Annotated in this window: 19 protein-coding genes; 5 read left to right on the top strand and 14 right to left on the bottom strand. The window is 67.7% G+C overall.

The annotated features are described in order from the left end of the window. Positions 1-24 precede the first annotated feature (24 nt). The 9 genes from tatB to AC1RM6_RS07665 all read right to left on the bottom strand — a co-directional run bounded on the left by tatB (position 25) and on the right by AC1RM6_RS07665 (position 8,555). Positions 25-453 carry a Sec-independent protein translocase protein TatB gene (gene tatB / locus AC1RM6_RS07705; protein WP_493099796.1) on the bottom strand — a complete coding sequence of 143 codons (429 nt, stop codon included), beginning with the start codon at positions 451-453 and terminating at the stop codon, positions 25-27. Between the two features lie 29 nt (positions 454-482). Continuing rightward, on the bottom strand, positions 483-737 hold the full coding sequence (locus tag AC1RM6_RS07700; protein WP_493099795.1) for a twin-arginine translocase TatA/TatE family subunit: 255 nt from the start codon (positions 735-737) through the stop codon (positions 483-485). A gap of 106 nt (positions 738-843) precedes the next feature. Beyond that, positions 844-1,434 carry an SMC-Scp complex subunit ScpB gene (gene scpB, locus AC1RM6_RS07695; RefSeq protein WP_493099794.1) on the bottom strand — a complete coding sequence of 197 codons (591 nt, stop codon included), beginning with the start codon at positions 1,432-1,434 and terminating at the stop codon, positions 844-846. Further along, positions 1,431-2,219: a segregation and condensation protein A gene (locus AC1RM6_RS07690; protein WP_493099792.1), complete on the bottom strand. Its 789-nt coding sequence runs from the start codon at positions 2,217-2,219 to the stop codon at positions 1,431-1,433. The genes scpB and AC1RM6_RS07690 overlap by 4 nt, the downstream gene beginning before the upstream one ends. 43 nt (positions 2,220-2,262) lie before the next feature. Then, positions 2,263-3,279, bottom strand: coding sequence for a beta-N-acetylhexosaminidase (nagZ, locus tag AC1RM6_RS07685; protein ID WP_493099790.1), 1,017 nt, complete (start codon positions 3,277-3,279; stop codon positions 2,263-2,265). A 1-nt stretch (position 3,280) separates the two neighbouring features. Then, positions 3,281-4,081 carry an SPOR domain-containing protein gene (locus AC1RM6_RS07680; protein ID WP_493099788.1) on the bottom strand — a complete coding sequence of 267 codons (801 nt, stop codon included), beginning with the start codon at positions 4,079-4,081 and terminating at the stop codon, positions 3,281-3,283. Continuing rightward, positions 4,082-5,812 (bottom strand): arginine--tRNA ligase, encoded by a 1,731-nt coding sequence (gene argS, locus AC1RM6_RS07675; protein ID WP_493099786.1) that lies wholly within the window; start codon positions 5,810-5,812, stop codon positions 4,082-4,084. Positions 5,813-5,880: 68 nt separating this feature from the next. After that, entirely contained in the window at positions 5,881-7,740 is a 1,860-nt protein-coding gene (locus tag AC1RM6_RS07670; RefSeq protein WP_493099784.1) for a M20/M25/M40 family metallo-hydrolase, read from the bottom strand. Between the two features lie 14 nt (positions 7,741-7,754). Further along, on the bottom strand, positions 7,755-8,555 hold the full coding sequence (locus AC1RM6_RS07665; protein ID WP_493099782.1) for an arginyltransferase: 801 nt from the start codon (positions 8,553-8,555) through the stop codon (positions 7,755-7,757). A gap of 259 nt (positions 8,556-8,814) precedes the next feature. On the opposite strand from AC1RM6_RS07665, the gene AC1RM6_RS07660 reads away from it, so the two are divergent. Next, the gene (locus AC1RM6_RS07660) at positions 8,815-9,609 is read left to right on the top strand and encodes a hypothetical protein (protein WP_493099781.1); all 795 of its coding nucleotides are present in this window, start codon (positions 8,815-8,817) and stop codon (positions 9,607-9,609) included. A gap of 44 nt (positions 9,610-9,653) precedes the next feature. On the opposite strand, the gene AC1RM6_RS07655 is transcribed toward AC1RM6_RS07660, so the two are convergent. Next, positions 9,654-9,986 carry an STAS domain-containing protein gene (locus tag AC1RM6_RS07655; RefSeq protein WP_493099780.1) on the bottom strand — a complete coding sequence of 111 codons (333 nt, stop codon included), beginning with the start codon at positions 9,984-9,986 and terminating at the stop codon, positions 9,654-9,656. A gap of 124 nt (positions 9,987-10,110) precedes the next feature. On the opposite strand from AC1RM6_RS07655, the gene AC1RM6_RS07650 reads away from it, so the two are divergent. Beyond that, on the top strand, positions 10,111-10,509 hold the full coding sequence (locus tag AC1RM6_RS07650) for an ATP-binding protein (RefSeq protein ID WP_493099778.1): 399 nt from the start codon (positions 10,111-10,113) through the stop codon (positions 10,507-10,509). Positions 10,510-10,523: 14 nt separating this feature from the next. Here the strand turns inward: AC1RM6_RS07650 and AC1RM6_RS07645 are convergent, their stop codons facing one another. The 4 genes from AC1RM6_RS07645 to AC1RM6_RS07630 all read right to left on the bottom strand — a co-directional run bounded on the left by AC1RM6_RS07645 (position 10,524) and on the right by AC1RM6_RS07630 (position 16,110). Beyond that, complete coding sequence (locus tag AC1RM6_RS07645; RefSeq protein WP_493099776.1) at positions 10,524-11,705, bottom strand: PP2C family protein-serine/threonine phosphatase; 1,182 nt, start codon at positions 11,703-11,705, stop codon at positions 10,524-10,526. Continuing rightward, positions 11,705-12,106 (bottom strand): response regulator, encoded by a 402-nt coding sequence (locus AC1RM6_RS07640; protein WP_493099774.1) that lies wholly within the window; start codon positions 12,104-12,106, stop codon positions 11,705-11,707. The genes AC1RM6_RS07645 and AC1RM6_RS07640 overlap by 1 nt, the downstream gene beginning before the upstream one ends. Further along, positions 12,103-14,250: a cache domain-containing protein gene (locus AC1RM6_RS07635; protein WP_493099772.1), complete on the bottom strand. Its 2,148-nt coding sequence runs from the start codon at positions 14,248-14,250 to the stop codon at positions 12,103-12,105. Before AC1RM6_RS07635 ends, AC1RM6_RS07640 begins: the two co-directional genes overlap by 4 nt. Before the next feature lie 612 nt (positions 14,251-14,862). Further along, the gene (locus AC1RM6_RS07630) at positions 14,863-16,110 is read right to left on the bottom strand and encodes a threonine ammonia-lyase (RefSeq protein WP_493099770.1); all 1,248 of its coding nucleotides are present in this window, start codon (positions 16,108-16,110) and stop codon (positions 14,863-14,865) included. A gap of 75 nt (positions 16,111-16,185) precedes the next feature. Here AC1RM6_RS07630 and AC1RM6_RS07625 point away from each other — a divergent pair, with 75 nt between their 5' ends. The 3 genes from AC1RM6_RS07625 (at position 16,186) to AC1RM6_RS07615 (ending at position 20,559) form a co-directional block, all read left to right on the top strand. Further along, complete coding sequence (locus AC1RM6_RS07625; RefSeq protein ID WP_493099768.1) at positions 16,186-17,052, top strand: NAD(P)-dependent oxidoreductase; 867 nt, start codon at positions 16,186-16,188, stop codon at positions 17,050-17,052. A gap of 158 nt (positions 17,053-17,210) precedes the next feature. Then, on the top strand, positions 17,211-18,845 hold the full coding sequence (locus AC1RM6_RS07620) for an amidohydrolase (RefSeq protein WP_493100595.1): 1,635 nt from the start codon (positions 17,211-17,213) through the stop codon (positions 18,843-18,845). 91 nt (positions 18,846-18,936) lie between these two features. After that, on the top strand, positions 18,937-20,559 hold the full coding sequence (locus tag AC1RM6_RS07615) for an alkaline phosphatase family protein (protein ID WP_493099766.1): 1,623 nt from the start codon (positions 18,937-18,939) through the stop codon (positions 20,557-20,559). Positions 20,560-20,565: the final 6 nt, after the last annotated feature.

Here is a 20,565-nt window from a genome sequence, read left to right as displayed (position 1 = left end):
TCGCTTCAATCATGCGATATGCGTTCATGGAAGGGGCAGCGACTTCTGCGCCGGACTGTCTTCGGCCGGAGCCGCGCCGTCGCCATCGACATGCGGTGCCGGCAGGGCGCCGTCGTCGATCGCCGCGGAATGCTCGGGTGCCGGAAGCGCGTCGCCAGGGGTGCCGAGCGGCACCATCTCGCCTTCGATCACCGTCGGCTCGTACGAAGACGGCTGGGCGGGATGCTCGCGCATGATCCGCTCATTCTCGGCCGCCCACTTCTTTTCCATGTCCTCGAGTTCGGACTGGCGAATCATCTCGTCGATGCCCGAGCGGAAATGGCGCGCGACGCCGCGCGCCTTGCCGACCCACTGGCCGACGAAGCGCATCGCGCGCGGCAAGTCCTTCGGCCCGATCACCACCAGGGCGACCACCGCGACGAGCAGCAATTCGGTCGGTGCGATGTCGAACATCGCGTCTCTGCGATCCTGTGTCCGTCAGATCAGCTGTGCGGCCGATCGTCCTTCATCGGCTGCAGCGTCGCGTCCGGATTGGGCTCCAGCGGCGCCTGCTGCTGCAGCCGCGCGGCGGGCTTGGCCGGAGGCGCTGCGGGCTCTTCCTCTTCCGCCATGCCCTTCTTGAAGCTCTTGAGGCCCTTGGCGACGTCGCCCATCATGTCCGAGAAGCGGCCCTTGCCGAACAGCAGCATCACGATCACGCCGACAATCAGCCAGTGCCAGATGCTCAAACCACCCATCACGAATCTCCTTGCGATGCGCCTATCTAGGGACCGGGCCTGCAAAAAGCGAGGCCGTGATGGCGGCAAAGCGAAAGTAGATGCGCACAAAGCGCCGGCATCGTCGTCAGCCGTCGTCGCCGGGCTTTTCCATCGCAAGCTGCGCGAACGCCTCGTCGACCGGGTCGAGCAGCCCCGCCGCCTTGAGATCGGCGATGCCGGGAAGGTCGCGGCGGCTGCCCAGCCCGAAATGCGACAGGAAGCCCGGAGTGGTCGCGAACAGCAGCGGCCGGCCGGGCACCTCGCGCCGCCCGGCGGGCCGGATCCAGCCGGCCTCGAGCAGGACGTCGATCGTCCCTTTCGAGATCTGGACGCCGCGGATCGCCTCGATCTCGGCGCGGCTGACTGGTTCGTGATAGGCGATGATCGCGAGCGTCTCGATGCCCGCGCGGCTGAGCTTGCGCGGTTCCTCGCGGGTCCGGCGCAAGATGTGGGCGAGATCGGCGGCGGTCTGGAAATGCCATCGTCCACCGCGCTCGACCAGTTCGATGCCGCGCCCGGCATAGAGCGCAGCGAGCCGCGACAGTGCGTCGCCGAGCCGGTCGACACCGATCACGGTGGCGATCTCGGCGGGGCTCATCGGCGCCTCGGCGGCGAACAGCGCGGCTTCGAGCGCGCGCAGCAGATCGTCGGGCTCGCCGACCACGGGATCGGTCATAATGTGTCCGCCGTGCGCGAGGCCCCGCGCAGCATCAGCGGGGCGAACGCCCCCTCCTGCATCAGCGCCACCCGTCCCTGCTTGGCGAGTTCAAGCGCGGCGACGAAGCTCGAGGCGATCGCCGACTTGCGATAGTCGCCCTCGACCCCGGGCGGAATGAACGCCTCGAGGCTGGTCCAGTCGATCGCGAAGCCGAGCATCCGCGACACGCGCTCGATCGCCTGTTCGAGGGTCATCACCGGGCGGCGCTGGACGATATGGACCGGCACCTCGGCACGGGCGCGGACCGCGCCATAAGCCGCGATCAGATCGTAGAGACTGGCGTCCCACGCCGCCTTGCGGACCAGCTTGAGCCCCTCGGGCGCACCGCGCGGGAACACGTCGCGCCCGATCCGGTCGCGCGCCATCAGCCGGGCGCCCGCCTCGCGCATCGCGTTCAGCCGCTGGAGGCGAAGCTGGAGCCGGAGCGCCAGTTCCTCGGGCGAGGGATCGATCGCGGGATCCTTGGGCAGCAGCAGCCCCGATTTGAGATAAGCGAGCCACGCCGCCATCACCAGATAGTCGGCGGCCAGCTCGAGCTTGAGCGATTGGGCATTGTCGATGAAAGCGAGATATTGCTCGACCAGCGCGAGGATCGAGATTTCGCGCAGGTCAACCTTCTGCGACCGCGCGAGGGTCAGCAGCAGGTCGAGCGGCCCTTCCCAGCCGTCGAGTTCGAGGGTGAGCACGTCCGATCCCGCCGCGCCCAGCGGCAGATCGAAATTCTCGTCGTCATCCTCGAACATGCGCGCGATCCAACCACAGGCCGGGCGCGATTGCCAGCGGACTTCAGCTTTCCGGCAGCACCGCCATCAGCGCGTCACGCTTCGCGATCAGTTCGGCGAGCGGCACGTCGCAGCGCACTCCGGCGACGGTCGCCATCGCCCGATCGAGCCGCGCGCGGGCGGTGCCGCCGATCGCGGCGACCGCGCCGGCGACCGCCTCCATCTCGGCCATGTCGCCCGAACAGTGGAGGACGATGTCGCAGCCGGCGGCGAGCACGCCCGCGGCACGATCGGCGAACGGGGCCGACAGCGCCTTCATGCCGAGATCGTCGGACATCAGCAGCCCGTCATAGCCGATCCGGCCGCGGATGATCTCGCCGATCACCTTGGCCGACAGCGTCGCGCAATGCGCCGGGTCCCAGGCGCGGTAGACGACATGCGCGGTCATCGCCATCGGCGCGCCGTTGAGCGCCGCGAACGGCGCGAGATCGGTCTCGAGTTCGTCCGCGGTGGCATCGACCACCGGCAGTTCGAGATGGCTGTCGGCCATCGCCCGGCCATGCCCCGGCATATGCTTGACCACCCCGACCGCGCCGCCCGCGCGCAAACCGTCGAGCACCGCGCGGCCGAGCGAGCCGACCTTCATCGGTTCGGATCCGAGCGCGCGGTCGCCGATGATGTCGTGTGCGCCCGGCTGGCGGACGTCGAGCAGCGGCAGGCAATCGACGTTGATCCCCGCCTCCGCCAGCATTACCGCGAGCGCCTGGGCATTGAGCCGCGCCGCCTCGATCGCGGTCATCGGCGCGACATCATAGAGCCGGTCGAACCGCTCGGCCTTCGGGAAGAGCGGCCAGTGCGGCGGCCGCATCCGGGCGACGCGGCCGCCCTCCTGGTCGATCAGGATCGGCACGTCGTCGCGGCCGGCGATCGACCGCAGATCGTCGGTCAGCGCGCGCAGCTGCGCCGGATCCGCGACATTGCGCAGGAACAGGATGTAGCCCGCCGGATCGACCGACGCGAAGAAGGCCCGCTCGGCGGCGGTGACCGCGGGGCCGGCGAGGCCCAGGATCAGCGGGGTCATCTCAGCCGATCACCGAGCAGCTTTCGCCCGCGGTCTTGAGCTTCGCGCAGATGCCGGCTGCGTTGCCGCCGCCCGCGCGCAGCCGGTAGAGGGTCTTGTCACCCGACTGGACCGGCACCACCGACTGGGTGAGATCGGACAGGAAACCGAAACGGCCCGACAGCGACTTCCAAGCGGCATTGGCCTTGGCCTGGCTCGAAAAGGCGCCGAGCTGGACCATCGACCCGCCCGAGACCACCGTCGGCGCCGGGGCGACGCTGACCGGCTTCGGCTTGGGCGGCGCGGGCTTGGCGACCGGCGGCGCGACCTTGGTCGGCAGCGCGGCGTCGGTCGACGGCTTGACCGGCGTGGCGGCTGGCGGGGTCTTGGCGGCTGGCACGACAGCCGGCGCAGCGGCCTTCGGGGCCGCGACGGGCGCCGCCGCCGGACGCTCGACGTTCACCGGCGCCTCGGCGGCGCCGCTGACGTCGATATTGCTGTCGACCTCATTGCCCTTCGACGCGCTGTAGACGATCTCATCCCCCGTACCGACATCCATGCCGCCGGGACTTTGCGGCCTTTCCTTATAATAGCTGTCGGGCGCCTTGATCACCGAACCGTCGCCGGTCGCGCCGGCGCCGCCGCGCCCGCGCAGCCAGAAGATCCCACCGACGATCAACGCCAGGATCAGCAAGGTGATCGCCGCCGCCATCAACAGGCGGGGGTTCAGCCCGCTCTCCTCGACATCTTCCTCGACCGGCTCGAGCCAGGGCAGCCGATCCTCGTCGTCCGGGCCCAGCCGGTCGCGGGAATAGTCGGTCATCTACTGCATCTCCTCCGCGGCCGCGACGCCCATGACGCCCAGCCCGTTGCGGATAATCTGCCCGATCGCATCGGTGAGCGCCAGCCGCGCCCGCGTCAATTCGGGGGCGTCCGCCCGCAAAAAGCGACGAGCCGGGTCGTCGTTGCCGCGGTTCCACAGCGCGTGGAACATCGCCGCCAGATCATAGAGATAGAAGGCGATGCGGTGCGGCTCGGACGCCGCCGCCGCACTCTCGACGATCCGCGGGAATTGCGCGGCGAGCTTGACCAGCGCCAGTTCCTCGGCATCGAGCAGCGACAGGTCGGCGGCGGGCGCCACGTCGATGCCGGCCTCGGCCGCGCGCCGGTGGAGCGAGCGCCCGCGGGCATGGGCGTACTGGACGTAGAACACCGGATTGTCCTTCGACGCCTCGACCACCTTGGCGAAGTCGAAGTCCATCTGGGCGTCGGCCTTGCGGGTGAGCATGGTGAAGCGGACGACGTCCTTGCCGACCTCGCGCACGACATCGGCGAGGGTGACGAACGATCCCGAACGCTTCGACATCTTGACCGGCTCGCCGCCGCGCAGCAGCCGCACCATCTGCACCAGCTTGACCTCGAACGGCACCTGGCCGCCGGTCAGCGCCTGGACCGCGGCCTTGATCCGCTTGACGGTGCCGGCATGGTCGGCGCCCCAGATGTCGATCATCATGTCGGCGCCCTCGGCCTTCTGGGCATGATAAGCGAGGTCGGTGCCGAAATAGGTGAGGCCGCCGTCGGACTTGCGCACCGGCCGGTCGCTGTCGTCGCCGAACGCGGTCGCCTTGAACAACGTCATCTCGGTCGGTTCCCAGTCGTCGGGAAGCTCGCCCTTGGGCGGCTCGAGCGTGCCTTCATAGACGAGCCCCTCGGCGCGCAGCCGGTCGAGCGCGACATCGACCTTGCCCGCCTTCTGCACCGCCGCTTCCGAAGAGAAGACGTCGTGGCGGATGCCGAGCAGCGCGAGATCGCTGCGGATCATGTCCATCATCGCGGCGACGGTCTGCTCGCGGAACAGGTCGAGCCATTCGCTCTCGGGCGCGCCGACATAGAGCGAGCCGTAACGCTCGGCGAGCATCTGGCCGATCGGCACCAGATAGTCGCCGGGGTAGAAGCCCTCGGGGATCTCGATCGTCTCGCCGAGCGCCTCGCGGTAGCGCAGATGCGCCGAGCGGGCGAGCGTCTGCACCTGCGCGCCGGCGTCGTTGACATAATATTCGCGGGTGACGGCATAGCCGGCATATTCGAGCAGCTGGGCCAGCGCATCGCCGACCACCGCGCCGCGGCAATGGCCCATATGCATCGGACCGGTCGGGTTGGCCGAGACATATTCGACATTGACCCGCTTGCCCGCGCCGACGGTCAGCCGGCCATAGTCGGCGCCGGTCAACAGGATCGCCGCGAGTTCGCCGCGCAGGGTCGCGTCGGTCAGCCGGACGTTGATGAAGCCGGGGCCGGCGATCTCGGCCGTGGCGATCTCGGGCAGATCGCGCAGGCGCGGCACGATCAGGTCGGCGAGCGCGCGCGGATTGCTGCCGGCGGGCTTGGCCAGCACCATCGCGACATTGGTCGCCAGGTCGCCATGCGCCGGATCGCGCGGTGGCTCGACCGCGACATTCCGTCGATCGAGCCCGGCCGGCAGCGCGCCGGTGGCTTCGAGATCGTCGAGGATGGCGCCGATGCGTTCGGCAAAGCTGGCATAGAGCGTGGGCAAGATGGTTTCCGTTCGCGGTTGAGGGGTGCGCCCTTAGCCGATCGTGGGCCGGATCGCCAGCAGTGCGGCTAGTCGCGGCTCTTCTTGCCGCCCTCAGCGAGGCTGTAGGTCGCGATGCTCGGCGCCATCGCGTCGAAGCGCACCCAGAAGGCGATCGCCACCGCCGCCGCGAAGGCCAGCGCGGCGGTCTTGCGCGCCGGCCGGTCGGCGAGCAGCGGTCCGACCAGCGGCCACAGCAGTGGTATCGCGGGAAAGACGAACGCGATCAGCGCCGACGGAAGCTCGGCGCCGACTGCGAGCATGACGAAATGCGCCTGGGCGGCAAGATGGCCGAGCCCGACGATCGCCAGCGGCACCGCGATGACCAGCGCCGGCAGCGGCGGCAAAAGGGCACTCGCGACGAGGCCCATCCCCGCAAGCAGCAGCGGCCAGACGAACAAGGGCGCGATCGTCGGCAGGGCGATCTGGATCAGCCAGGCGACCCCGGTCAGCAGCAGCAACCCACCCCAGCGCAGTTCGCCCCCGGCCCGCCGCAGCATCATGAAGCCGGCGGCAAGCAGCGCGCTGACGGTCAGCGCGATCAGCGATCCGCCGGTGAGCAGGCCGAGCCAGAACAGGGCGAGCGCCGGCCCGACCAGTACCAGTCTGTTCGCTTCGCGGCCCGCGAGCGGGGCAAGCGCGATCATCGCGACCAGCCCGAGGATCGCCTGGATTTCGAGCCGGGGCAGCGCCGCCAGCCGGTCGTAATAATTGGCGCCGCCGCTGCCCGACAGCGCGTTGACCGCGGTCAGCAGCAGCGCGCCATGCGCGAGCAGCGCGAGGACGGTCGCAGCCCCCCGACCGATCGCGCCCCAGTCCGGGCGCGATCGCCGCCCGGCAAGACCGATCAGTGCGGTGGCGACCAGCAGTGGGATCCAGCCGAACATCGCCGGATAGGCGATCGTCACCCGCCCCATCAGGTCGGCGAATGCCGCACCCTCGCCCTTCGCCGGCAAAGCGGGCGCGAACGCCAGCGCCGAGGCGAGCGCCAGCACCTGGTCACCCATGTCCTGCAGCGAGCGCGGGTCGATTGCGTCGGGCGTCGCGAGCGGCGAATGATAGACCCAGCCACGATCGAGCAGCGCGAAGTTGAAGCCGGGGATGCCCCGGCGCTTGGCCACGGTATAATCGGTGTAGTTGGGCATATGGTCATAGACCAGCACCGACAGCGAGTTGGTCGCCGGTCGATCGACCGTCTCGGCATAGACCCGCATCATCGCCGCATTGCCGGGGCCGGTCTCGAACATGTTGGCACGCCCGCCGCCGCCGCGCGCCTCCATGTTGACGATCACGCCGGTCCGCTTCGCCAGCTTGTGGCGGCCGTAAAAGGCCTCGGCACCGTCGAGCCCGACCTCCTCGCCGTCGGTGAACAGCAGGATCACGTCGCGCGCCGGGCGTCCGCGCACCAGCATCGCGCGCGCGCTCTCGAGCGCAGCGGCAAGCCCGATCGCGTCGTCGGCGGCTCCAGGCGACCCCGCGACGCTGTCATGATGCGCCATCAGCACGAGCGCCGGCAGCGACCGGTCACGGCCATGGATCAACCCGATCACATTATGGCCGGTCGCCGCCTGGAGGTCATGCCCGTCCCATTTCGACAGCCGATCGAGCGATTTCTCGCCGAGCGGCACCGGCTGTTCGGTGACATCCGCTCCCAGCGCGCGCAACCGGGTGGCGAGATAGGCGCGGATTCGCGCGTCTTCGGGCGATCCGAGCAGGTGCGGCGCGCGGGCGATCGCGCGGACGTCGGCCATCGCCCGGCCGGCCGAGAAGACCGCCATCGGCGCATCGGCGCCGCGCACCGCGGGCGGTATTGCGGCGAGCACGGCCCAGACCAGGGCGCCGGCAAGGACGAGAAGGAGCGCCGCGATCGACGCGAGCGGGCGGACCATAGCCGGTCCGGCGATCAGACGATGGTCGGGAGCTTGGCGCCGAACGGCCCGCTCTCGGCGGCCGACTGCTGCGCGGCGACCGGCGCCTCGAAGCGCTGCCAGCCGCCAGGCGACAGCCGTTCGAGCGGCTGGAAGCGGGTCTTGTACTGCATCCGCGCCGATCCCTCGACCCAATAGCCGAGATAGACATAGTCGAGGCCCGATGCGGCCGCGCGGCGGATATGGTCGAGGATGATATAGGTGCCGAGCCCCGGGCGCTTCTCGTCCTCGGTCTCGAAGAAGCTGTAGACCATCGACAGCCCGTCATTCTGACGGTCGGTCAGGCAGGCGCCGACCAGCTTGCCGAGGCGGCCATTGACCGAAGGTTCGCGATATTCGACGACCTGGGTGCGAATCGGGGTCTGCTCGACCATGTCGGCGAAGTCGAGCTCGTCCATCTCGGCCATGCCGCCGCCCGGGTGGCGGGTCTTGAGATAGCGGCGGAGCAGCGCGAACTGTTCCTCGGTCGTCCAGGGCTCGCAACCATGGACCTCGAGATCGGCATGGCGCTTGATCAGCTTGCGCTGGCTGGCATTGGGCTTGAACTGCCTGGCGACCACGCGGACCGAAACACAGGCCTGGCAATCGACGCAACTCGGCCGATAGGCGACGCCCTGGCTGCGGCGGAAACCGATTCGGCCGAGCGCGTCGTTGAGCTCATTGGCGTTGGGACCGGCGAGTTCGGTGAACACCTTGCGCTCGGTCTTGCCCGGAAGATAGGGACAGGGCCCCGGCGTCGTCACGAAAAAGCGCGGAAAACGGAACTGTGCGGTCATTCAGTGCCTTCCACGCTCGCCAAGGGTTGAGGATCGCCGACGACTATGCCGCGCCTTCCGCTCCATGAAAAGAGCGTTAACCCTGATTCTTTGCGGGGTCTCGATCGAGTTTGGACCGGGTCGGTCCTTTTTCGGCGAACGACCCGCAAAGTTTTGCGATATCGCACGGCGCTTCAAACACATATGATGCCGCGATCCGGCCGCCAGAACGCGCCGGCACCGCAGCCCGACCGGCGGCGGATCTTCTGGGGAGGCATGATTGGTCCGACTCTTCCTCTCGGTCGATATGGCCGGCTCCACCCACTATAAGACGCGCTTCGCACGCAGCGGAAACTGGCTGGACACATTCCGGACCTTTTTCACCAATTTCCCGCTGATGCTGGCCGGCCAGATCGGCTTCGCCTTTCTCGAGGAAGGCGAGACCCCTTCGGTCGAGGTGTGGAAGGTGATGGGCGACGAGGTGATCTTCGTCGCCACCCCCGACAGCGCGGGCGAACTCGTCAACCTGCTGCTGGCATTGCTGCGGACGATGAACATCTATGAGGAACGCTATCTCGGCGATCTGCCGCTGCGCCTCAAGGGCACCGCCTGGCTGGCCGATTTCGACGGACCCAATATCGAACTGGAGATTCCCGAACTGTCGGGCGGCGACGGCGTGCGGGTGATCGACTTCATCGGCCCCGATCTCGACGTCGGCTTCCGGGTCACCAAATTCTCGCGGCCCGCCTGCGTCGCGCTGTCGTTCGACGTCGCCGATCTGGTGCTCGACGCCAACAATGCCGACCAGGTCGATCTCTACATGATCGGCGCCGAAGAGCTCAAAGGGGTGATGTATGGCCGCCCCTATCCGATCATCTGGATGCTCGAGGCCGGCGACGGCTTCAACTTCATGCCATGGGAGGTCGAGCAATGCCCGCATATGGCGAAGGCGACCGGCATGCGCCCGACCCCGTCCGCCGACATCGCCCGCGCGGTCGCCAATATGCGGCTCTATCTGCTCAAGATGCATAGCGTCGACCGGCCGCGACTGACGCTCGGGCAGGCGGGAGCCTGATCATCACCCGGCTTCAGGCCCGCGAGCGGCCCGGTCGCCGCGGTTCAGGCGATCGCCGCCAGCGCCGCCTCGACATCGTCCTCGATCGTGAAGATCTTGGAGAAGCCGCTGATGTCGAAGACTTCGCGGACCGCCGGCGACAGCCCGGTGAGAATCAGCCTGTTGCCGGTCGCCTTGGCCGCCTTGGCGCCGATCAGCAGCACGCGCAGCCCCGCCGAGCTGACATAGAGCACGTCGGCCAGGCTCAGGATCGTGATCTTCTGTTCGCGGACACGTTCGGGCAGGACCGCCTCGAGCGCGGCCGCGGTGCTGCTGTCGATGCGGCCGGTCGCCGAAATCACGAGCGCGCCGTCGCGGCTGGTTTCGCTGATGTCCATGTGATCCGAACTCGCCTGGTCTCGCCCCTGAGCGTCGCGTCATATCAGCAGTGGATGCCTCTTCGCCACACGATTATGATGGCATGGTGGGGGACGTTCGCGATGCAGGCCAAGAGACATGGCAATGACGGCTGACTTCGCGCGCAGCTTTCCCGCGGCGCCCGGCGAATTGCCCGGCCTGATTGCCGCGATCGAGGCGTGGCTCGAACAAGCGGGGGTGCCGGCGGACCAGAATGCGCGGCTGATGGTCGCGTTCGACGAGATATTGAGCAACATCGCGCGCTATGGCAGCGGCGTGATCGACATCGCGGTCCGCATCGACGGCAGCCGGCTCAACACCGTCATCACCGACTGCGGCCCGCCCTTCGATCCGCTGGCCCGCCCTGCCCCCGATACCGATCTCGGCATCGACGAGCGCGGGATCGGCGGGCTGGGCATCCATCTGGTCCGCAAGATGTTCGACGATGTCCGCTATGCCTATGTCGACGGCCAGAACCGGCTGAGTTTCGGCAAGATGCTGTAGCCGGCCTTCCGCGCCTATGCGTGGAAACGCAGCAACAGCACCGCGAGATCGTCCGACGCCGGACCACCCGCCTCATGCCCGCGCACCTCGGCGACGAGGGTGGCCGGATCGTTCGGGCTGGCCGCGAGCCATATGGTGACGCGATCCTCGCCGAAGAAGGTCTCGTCGGGCGCGGTCGCCTCGGTGACTCCGTCGCTCAGGATCAGCAGCGTATCACCGGGGGCGAGGCTGGCGCTGTCGGCGGTGTAGCTCGCAAGCTCGCTGATCCCCAGGGGCAGGCAACCCGCCACCGGCAGCCGGACGATCGCGCCGTCGGCGCGGCGCACGAACGGCGGGACATGGCCGCAACAGACATAATCGAGCCGGCCGCTCGCGGGGTCGAACAGCCCGAGCAGCATGGTGACGAACATGCAGCTTTCGTTGCCGCGCGACAGCGTCTCGTTGATCGTCCTGGCGGCGTTCGCCAGTTCGCCCAGGAACGACACCGCATCGGGGCGCGAGCCCAGCCCCCGGATGATCGCATGGGTGCGCGCCATCATCAGCGCCGCCGCCGCGCCCTTGTCCGACACGTCGCCGAGCGCCAGCAGATGCTGGCCATTGGGCAGCACGACATGATCGATCAGATCGCCGCCGATCTCGCGCGCGGGCTCGATCAGCACGTCGATCGCGAAGCGCGGATCGGCATGGTTCGGCGGGCTGAGCGCGAGCTGCAACAGCCGCGCCTCGGCCATTTCCGCCCGCCGCCGCGCCAGTTCGCCGCGCATCTGGTCGCGCAGATGCTTCTTCTCCAGCGTCGGCAGGATCCGCGCGCGCAGCAGGACCGGGTCGAACGGCTTCATCAGGAAGTCCTCGGCCCCCAGCGAGATCGCGCGGACGGTCGCGTCCATTTCCCCCATCGCCGACACGACGATCACCGGCAGCGTCTCGATCCGGCCTTCCTGTGCCATCGCCTCGAGCACCTCGAAGCCGGTCATCACCGGCATCATGATGTCGAGCAGCACCAGATCGAGCGGCTGGCTGCGGATGATGTCGAGTGCCTCGCGGCCATCGGCCGCCTGGACGACATCGGTGATCCCGAGCCGACCGAGCCGGCGCACCAGCAGATCGCGATTGGCCTCGATATCGTCGACGACGAGCACCCGCGCCGGCCGCGCGACCGCCTTGCCGGGGCGTTCGGCGGCTATATCGACCGTCATCACCGATCGGATCCGGTCGCCGACGCGGCATCTGCGTTGCCGGTGATCGCCTCGATCTTGCCGATCAGCCGTTCGAGATCGACCGGCTTGGTATCGTAATCGTCGGCGCCGGCGGCGATCGCGCGCTCGCGATCGCCCTCCATCGCATGCGCGGTCAGCGCGATGATCGGAATCGCCGCGAACGCCGGATCGGCCTTGATCTGACGAGTCGCCTCCCACCCGTCGATGATCGGCAGGCTGAGATCCATCAGCACGATATCGGGCCGCTCCGACCGGGTCAGCGCAACCGCCTGCTCGCCGTCGACCGCGAAGCTCAGCCGATAGCCGCGCCGCGTCAGGCGACGGCCGAGCATCTCGCGATTCTCGGGATTGTCCTCGACCAGAAGGATGTGGATGGTCATGACAGCACCTTCCCGCCGTCGACCGGCTTGCCGGCGAAGGTCCGCACGGTCTCGATCAGCTTGGCGCGATCGATCGGCTTGGTCAGAAATTCGGCCGCGCCCAGCGACAGGCCGAGCGGCCGCTCGTCGAGCAGGCTGATGATCACCACCGGAATATCCGCGAGCTTCGGCTCGGCCTTGAGCGCGGCGAGCACCGTCCAGCCGTCGACCTGCGGCATCATCACGTCGAGCAGGATCATCGCCGGCTGGAGCGCGCTGGCGCGCACCAGCGCCTCGCTGCCGCCGCCGGCATATTCGACGCGATAGCCTTCGCGGGTCAGCATCGTACCGACGAGCTGATGGATTTGCGGATCGTCGTCGACCAGCAGTATCTGGGTCGCCGAGACCGGCCCGGTCGACGCGGTCGCCGGGGCGGCAGCCTCGGCCTCGGCCACCTGGATGGGCAGGACGATCGTGAAGACGCTGCCCTCGCCCGCCTTGCTCTCGACGGTCACATCGCCGCCGAGCAGCTCGCAGAAACGCCGCGTGATCGTCAGGCCGAGCCCGGTTCCGCCATATTTGCGGGTGGTCGAGGCATCGACCTGCGAAAAGGCCTGGAACAGCCGGCCGATCTGCTCCTCGGTCATGCCGATGCCGGTGTCGCTCACCCGGAAGCGGACCTCGGCGGGCCCATGCTCGACCTCGAGCCGCACCAGGCCGTTCTCGGTGAACTTGCTGGCGTTGCTGATCAGGTTGAGCAGGCTCTGCTTGAGCTTGGTGTAATCGGTGCGGATGATGTCGAGCGCCGGATCGGCGACGATCTCCAGCCGGTTGGCCTTGACCATCGCCAGTGGTGTCGCCAGCGCCTTGAGCTCGTCGAGCAGGCGCGGCATGCTGACTTGCTCATAATAGGCTTCCATGCGCCCGGCCTCGACCTTGCTCAGATCGAGTATGTCGTTGATCAATCCGAGCAGATGCTTGCCGGCACTTTCGATCTTCTTGAGATCGGGCAGCGCATAATCATGCCCGGCATCCTCCATGTCCTCCTGGAGCAGTTCGGAATAGCCGATGATCGCGTTGAGCGGGGTGCGCAGCTCATGGCTCATATTCGCCAGGAACTCGGACTTGACCTGGTTGGTGTGCTCGGCGAGCGCGCGCGCCTGCTCCATCGCCACCTCGGCCGCCTTGCGTTCGGTGATGTCGTAGAGCCAGCGGACCGCCACCGGCTGGCCGTTATAGACCATGCTCTGCCAGTTGGAGATCGCCCAGAAGGTGCTGCCGTCGGTGCGGCGGAACAATATCTCGGCGTCGCGGACCTCGCCGTCGCGCTCGAACGTCTCCATCATCCGTTGCGCGACTGTCGGATCGTCATAGAGCGTCTTTACCGCGATGCCGTCGCTCTCCTCGCCATGGCCGAACAGCTTCTTGCCGCTGCGGTTGTCGTAGAGCAGCTTCCCGGCCTGATCGACGATCGCGACCGCGATCGGACTGCCGTCGAGCATCGTCCGCGCCTGGTCGGCCAGGCTGCGCCGCGCGAACAAATAGCTCAGCAGCAGCGACAGCGCCGCCGCGGCGATCGTCACGAGCACGACCGCGAGCGCCGCGGTATCGGCGGGCCTGGCATATTCGGCCTGTTTCACCCCGACGAACAGCACGCCGATGACGTTGCCGCTGCTGTCGCGGATCGGATCATAGGCGGTCATATAGGTTTCGCCGAGAATCTCGGCCTTACCGCGATAGGGCATGTTCGCGCCGAAGATCGCCGCGCGCACCGGTTCGGAGGTCAGGCGGGTGCCGACCGCGCGCCGGCCGTCGGGTTCGCGGATGTTGGTCGAGATCCGGACGTCGCCCATGAAGATCGTCGCGACGCCGCCGATGAGGTTGCTCATCTTGTCGACCATCTCATAGTCGCCGTTCAGCCGGTGGCCGCCGATCATCAGCGCGCCATTTTCGACGCTGAACATGCCCTCGCCCGAACCGAGCACGTCCCAGGCGACACGCATATCGGCGTTGACGCGATCGAGCGCGACCGCGTCGGCGTTCCGGTGCAGCAATATGCTGGTCAGCACGCTGACGAGCAGGCCGACCAGCACCACCCCGGTGAACGACATCGCCATGCTGCGGGCGACCAGGCTGTTGCTCCAGGCCTCACGAACGCGATTCAAAGATCCATTCTCCCCTAGCCCGTCCTGTTGTCGAACGTGAAACCGGTCGACCGACGGCGGCCCCATGCCGACAGGCAGAGCGTGACATCGAACACGCTGCCCCCTGACCGCCGCCATGATGTGCACTTTTTAGGATAGTCGGCAATATCGTTCAATACGCGTAGCGGGCAGAAGCCGGGCAATCAAATCGGCGGCCGCCCACACATCCAAGTCATCCGTGCAGAAAAATACCGGAGTAATCCGGCCATTCTCCGACACTTTGCCCAATTTTGGCACGCATCTTATTTATAGATCGGCATGCGAACGTTTGCGGCATCATGATGCCCAAGACCAATGCGGCCAGCATATTTGGACGATGTTTTTTCGGATCCGAAATAGATCGCAAACAAATGCACACAACGCCGATATAATCACCGTCCGTTCGGCATGACTGCCCGGCAGCTTCACGAGAGCCGCTTGGCGGCTGTCGTTATGGAATCATACGCCCATGCCTGCGCGGAGCAGATCGCACCGTCGCAGGCGCCGGCACGGCCCATGGTCGGCCACATAGCCTAACATATTGTGTTCCGCGGATTTCCGAGTCGGCGGATCGTTCGACCCGCCAACCGGAGATCAGGCCGCCTCGATCGGCGTCACTTCATAACCCTCGCGGCGCAGCGCCTGCAGCAGGCGATCGAGATGCGCGGCATCGCGGGTCTCGCATTCGATATCGGCGATCAGCCCCTTGGCCGGCAGCGTCGTGAACACCCGCTGATGGTAGACTTCGACGATGTTGACCTGCTGTTCGTCGAACACGCGCGCGACGTGGAACAGCGCGCCGGGCCGGTCCTGAAGGCGGATGCGCAGGCGTGCGAGCCGGCCCGACCGCGCCAGATCGCGCAGCAGCACATTGGCGAGCAGGCGGGTGTCGATATTGCCGCCACACAGGATGATGCCGATGTTGCGACCGCGGAACCGCTCGGGATGGGCGAGCAGCGCGGCGAGGCCGGCGGCGCCGGCCCCCTCGACCACGGTCTTCTCGATCTGGAGCAGCATCGACACCGCGGTCTCGAGATGGCGCTCGGCGACCAGCACGATATCGTCGACCAGTTCGGCGACGATCGCCGAGGTGATCGTGCCCGGCTGCTTGACCGCGATACCCTCGGCAAGCGTATCGCCCTCGCACGGCAGGCTGACGCCCTTTATCTTGGCGTACATCGACGGATAGAGTTCGGCCTGAACGCCGATCACCTGGATCGGCCTGGACTGCGCGCGCGCGACCACCGACGCACCCGAGATTAGCCCGCCGCCGCCGATCGGCACGATCAGCGTGTCGAGTTCGGGGGCATCCTCGATCATCTCGAGGGTGACCGTGCCCTGGCCGGCGATGACGTCGACATCGTCGAACGGGTGGACGAAGGTCAGCCCCTCGTCGGCGGCGAGCAGCAGGGCCGCCTCATAGGCATCGTCATAGCGCTCGCCGGTCAGGATGACGCGCGCGCCATGCCCTTCGGTCTGCTGGACCTTCACCGTCGGGGTCGGCTTGGGCATCACGATCGTCACCGGGATACCCAGCCGCGCGCCATGATAGGCCAGCCCCTGGGCATGGTTGCCCGCCGACGCCGCGATCACGCCGCGCGCCTTCTGCTCGTCGGTGAGCAGCGACAATTTGTTGAGCGCGCCGCGCTCCTTGTAGGCGGCGGTGAACTGGAGATTCTCGAACTTGAGCCAGATACTGGCCCCGGTCAGATTGCTCAGCGTCTTGCTGTGCATAATCGGCGTGCGCACGATCGAGGGCGCGACCCGGATATGGGCGGCGCGGACATCATCGATGGTGACGGGTATGCCGGTCGAACCGGGCGTGTCGAGCAAGGTGGCCATGATCGCGCGCCCTACACGAATGAATCTCCGCAGACAAACTAGCGCCGCCGCAAAATCCGCCTTATGCCGACGTCCATGGCGAAACTGAGCTTTCTGGGGCTGGGCGCGATGGGCGCCCCTATGGCGCGGCATCTGGCGAAGGCGGGGCATGACGTCACCGTCTACAACCGCACGACCAAGAAGGCCGAGGCCTGGGTCGAAGCGCATGGCGGGCGGCTCGCGCCGACCCCGGCCGCCGCGGCCGAGGACGCCGATGCGGTGTTCGCCTGCGTCGGCAACGTCGCCGATCTCGAGGCGGTGACGCTGCGCCACGACGGCTGCTTCCGGGCGATGAAGAAAGGCGCGCTGTTCGTCGACCATACCACGGCGTCCGCGACGATCGCCCGGCAGCTCGCGGTCGAGGGCAAGGATCGCGGCCTGCTCGTGATCGACGCGCCGGTGTCGGGCGGCCAGTCGGGCGCCGAGGCGGGCACGCTGTCGATCATGTGCGGCGGATCGGCCAAGGCGGTCGAGGCGGCGACCCCGCTGATGCAGGCCTATGCCTCGCGGATCGTCCATATCGGCGGTGCCGGCGCCGGCCAGACCACCAAGATGGTCAACCAGATCTGCATCGCCGGCGCCATGCAGAGCGCCGCCGAGGCGATCCGCTTCGCGCAGAATGCCGATCTCGATCTCGACAAGGTGTTCGAGGCGATTTCGGGCGGGGCGGCGGCGAGCTGGTATATGATCAACCGCTGGAAGACGATGGCCGCGGAAGAGTTCGATTTCGGCTTCGCGGTCGACTGGATGCGCAAGGATCTGAGCCTGGCGATCGACGAGGCCCGCGCCAACGGCGCCGCGCTGCCGTTCGCCGCGCTCGCCGACCAATTCTATGCCGACGTCCAGGGGATGGGCGGCGGCCGGCAGGATATTTCGGCTGTCGTGCGGAGATTGCCGAAGTGACAGGACTGGGTCGCACTCCGTCGCCCCGGCGGAGGCCGGGGCCGCCCAAGTCAGAAACACCAACCGTTGACGCAAGAGCCTTGGGTGGCCCCGGCCGACGCCTGTCCTCGGGCGGGGCGGAGCCCCGGCCCGGGGGCCGGAGCGACGGCTGGGTCGGGCTGGTCGCAACCGCCCTCGCCCTTATCGCCTCCCCAGCCCTCGCCGATGGGCTGATCGACAACGCCAATGGCTATACGTTCGACAATAAAGGCGCGCTGGTCCGCTTCACCGGGCTGCTGATCGACGACAATGGCAAGGTCGCCAAGCTGCTCGACCGCGACGACAAACGGCCCGAGAAGCTCGATTACCGGCTCGACGCCAAGGGCCGCACGCTGATCCCGGGGCTGATCGACGCGCATGGCCATGTCATGGAACTAGGCGAGGTCGCGCTGTCGCTCGACCTGTCGGCGACCAACAGCCTCGCCGAGGCGCAGACCGCGCTCGCGCGCTATGCGCAGGATCGGCCGCGCCCGGTGTGGATCGGCGGCGGCGGCTGGAACCAGGAACGCTGGAAGCTCGGCCGTTTCCCGACCGCGACCGATATCGACGCGGTGGCGGCCGGGCGCCCGGTGGTGCTGAGCCGGGTCGACGGCCATGCGCTGCTCGCCAACTCCGCGGCGATGGCGGCGGCGGGCATCACCGCGAAGACCAAGGACCCGGCCGGCGGCCGCATCGAACGCGACGCCAGAGGCAATCCGACCGGCGTATTCATCGATGCCGCGCAAAAGCTGATCCGCGACGCGGTGCCGGCGCCGCTGCCGCGCGACCGCGATGCCGCGCTCGCCAAGGCGCAGGAGATATTGCTCGGCTACGGCATCACCGCGACCTGCGACATGGGCACCACCCTCGACGACTGGCAGGTCATGCGCCGCGCGGGCGACGCCGGCCGGTTGCGGGTGCGCTTCATCAGCTATGCGCATGGTATCGAGCCGCTGCTGTCGATCGCCGGTTCCGGCCCGACCCCATGGCTCTATGACGGGCATCTGCGGATGGTCGGGGTCAAATTCTATGCCGACGGCGCGCTCGGATCGCGTGGCGCCTGGCTCAAACAGCCTTATGCCGATACGCCGGGCCAGCGCGGGCTGCAGTTCCTCGACGACGCCAAGCTCAGGAACCTGATGAGCCGCGCGGCGATGGACGGCTTCCAGACCGCGGTCCATGCGATCGGCGACGCCGCCAACGACCAGGTGCTCGGCGCGATCGAGGAATTGTCGGACACCTACAAGGGCGACCGGCGCTGGCGGATCGAACATGCCCAGATCGTCGACCCCGCCGATCTGCCGCGCTTCGCGAAGAACGGCACGATCGCGTCGATGCAGCCGGTCCACCAGACCTCCGACCGGCTGATGGCCGAGGCGCGGCTGGGACCAGCGCGGCTCGGCGGCGCCTATGCCTGGCGGTCGATGCTCAGCAACGGCGTGCCGCTGGCGTTCGGATCGGACTATCCGGTCGAAAGCCCCAACCCCTTCCCCGCGCTCGCCGCGGCGATCAGCCGGCAGGATGCGAACGGCGAGCCCGCCGGCGGCTGGCTTCCCGAACAGACCGTGACCCTGCCCCAGGCGTTCCGCGCCTTCACCGCGACCGCGGCCTTTGCCGGCTTCGCCGAGGACCGGATCGGGTCGCTGACCCCGGGGCACCAGGCCGATTTCCTGCTGCTCGACCGCGACATCTTCACCTCGAGCGCGGCCGATATCCGCGCGGCGAAGCCGGTCGAGACATGGATCGGCGGCAAGCGGGTGTGGGTGACGAAATAGCGAAACCGGCGTCACGAAGCTGACATGCGGCACGCCTAGCGGATGGATTCACGCCGTTCCCAACCGCCGGGGACGAGATAAGGGACCGGGAATGAAGAAGATCTTGTCCGCCGCCGCGCTGATCGCGTCGCTGTCCGCATCGGCCAACGCCGCGCTTCCGGTCCCCAAACTCATCGTCGCGATCTCGGTCGACCAGTTCTCGGCCGACCTGTTCAGCGAATATCGCCAATATTATACCGGCGGCCTCAAGACGCTCACCACCGGCGTGGTCTTCCCCTCGGGCTATCAAAGCCATGCCGCGACCGAGACCTGCCCGGGCCACTCGACGATCCTGACCGGATCGCACCCGGCCAAGACCGGGATCATCGCCAACAACTGGATCGACCTGAAGGCCGAACGCAGCGACAAGCGCGTCTATTGCGCCGAGGACGAGACCGTGAAGGGATCGAGCGCCGACAATTATACCGCCTCGCCGGTCCATCTGCTGATGCCGACGCTCGGTGATCGTTTGAAAGCGGCGAACCCCAAGTCGCGGGTGGTGTCGGTCGCGGGCAAGGACCGCGCCGCGCTGATGATGGGCGGCCACCAGGCCGACGAGATGTGGTGGTGGGGCGCGCGCAGCTATGTCAGCTTCGCCGGGCGCAAGGAGCCCGCGGCGGTGCGCGCGATCAACGCGCGGGTCGATGCGTTGCTGGCGAAGGACGAAGCCCCGGCGCCGCTGCCGGCGATCTGCCAGACACGGGTCTCGGCGGTCGACATCGGCGACGGCAAGTCGGTCGGCGGTCCGCTGGTCACCCGGCCGACCGGCGACACGCGGCTGTTCCGCACCAGCCCCGATTTCGACCAGGCGACGCTCGACATCGCGTCGGGCCTGATCGACGAGCTGCAGCTCGGTCGCGGCCCCGCGACCGACGTCATCTCGATCGGCGCGTCGGCGACCGACTATGTCGGCCACACCTATGGCACCGAGGGGCCCGAGAGTTGCGCGCAGGTCCTCTCGCTCGACAAGGCGCTCGGCGGCTTCTTCGCCAAGCTCGAGGCGAGCAAGATCCCGTTCGTGGTGGTGCTCACCGCCGACCATGGCGGCCACGACCTGCCCGAACGCAACCGCATCCACGCGCTGCCCGGGGCGATGCGGGTCGATCCGGACATGACGCCGGCGGCGGTCGACAATGCGGTCGCCGAAGCGTTGCACATCGAAGGCTTCACCATCGTCGGCGACGGGCCGTTCGGCGACTTCTACGTGTCGAAGGACATCGCCGAAGCCGATCGGCCCCGGGTGATCGCCGGCGCGAAGAAGACGCTGCTCGCCAATCCGCAGGTCGCCGCGGTGTTCACCGCCGAGGATTTCGACAGCCACAAGCCCAACCCGGCCCCGGTCACCGAATGGACCCTGCTCGACCGCGCCGCGGCCAGCTACAACCCGAAACATTCGGGCGACCTGGTGGTGCTGCTCAAGCCCTATGTGACCCCGATCATCAACGCGACCGGCGGATATGTCGCGACCCATGGCAGCCCGTGGGATTATGACCGCCGGGTGCCGATCCTGTTCTGGATGCCGGGGATGCGCGGCTTCGAACAGCCCAACCCGGTCGAGACGGTCGACATCCTGCCGACGCTCGCCTCGCTGGTCGGGCTCAGGATCACCGCGCCCGAGATCGATGGCCGCTGCCTCGATCTCGATGCCTCGGGCGGAGACAATTGCGGGAAGTAATCCGCA

Source organism: Rhizorhabdus sp. GW822-FHT03C02, assembly GCF_058801765.1.
The sequence above is the reverse complement of the archived record's forward strand: the minus strand, read 5'-3'. Positions and strand labels throughout refer to the sequence as shown.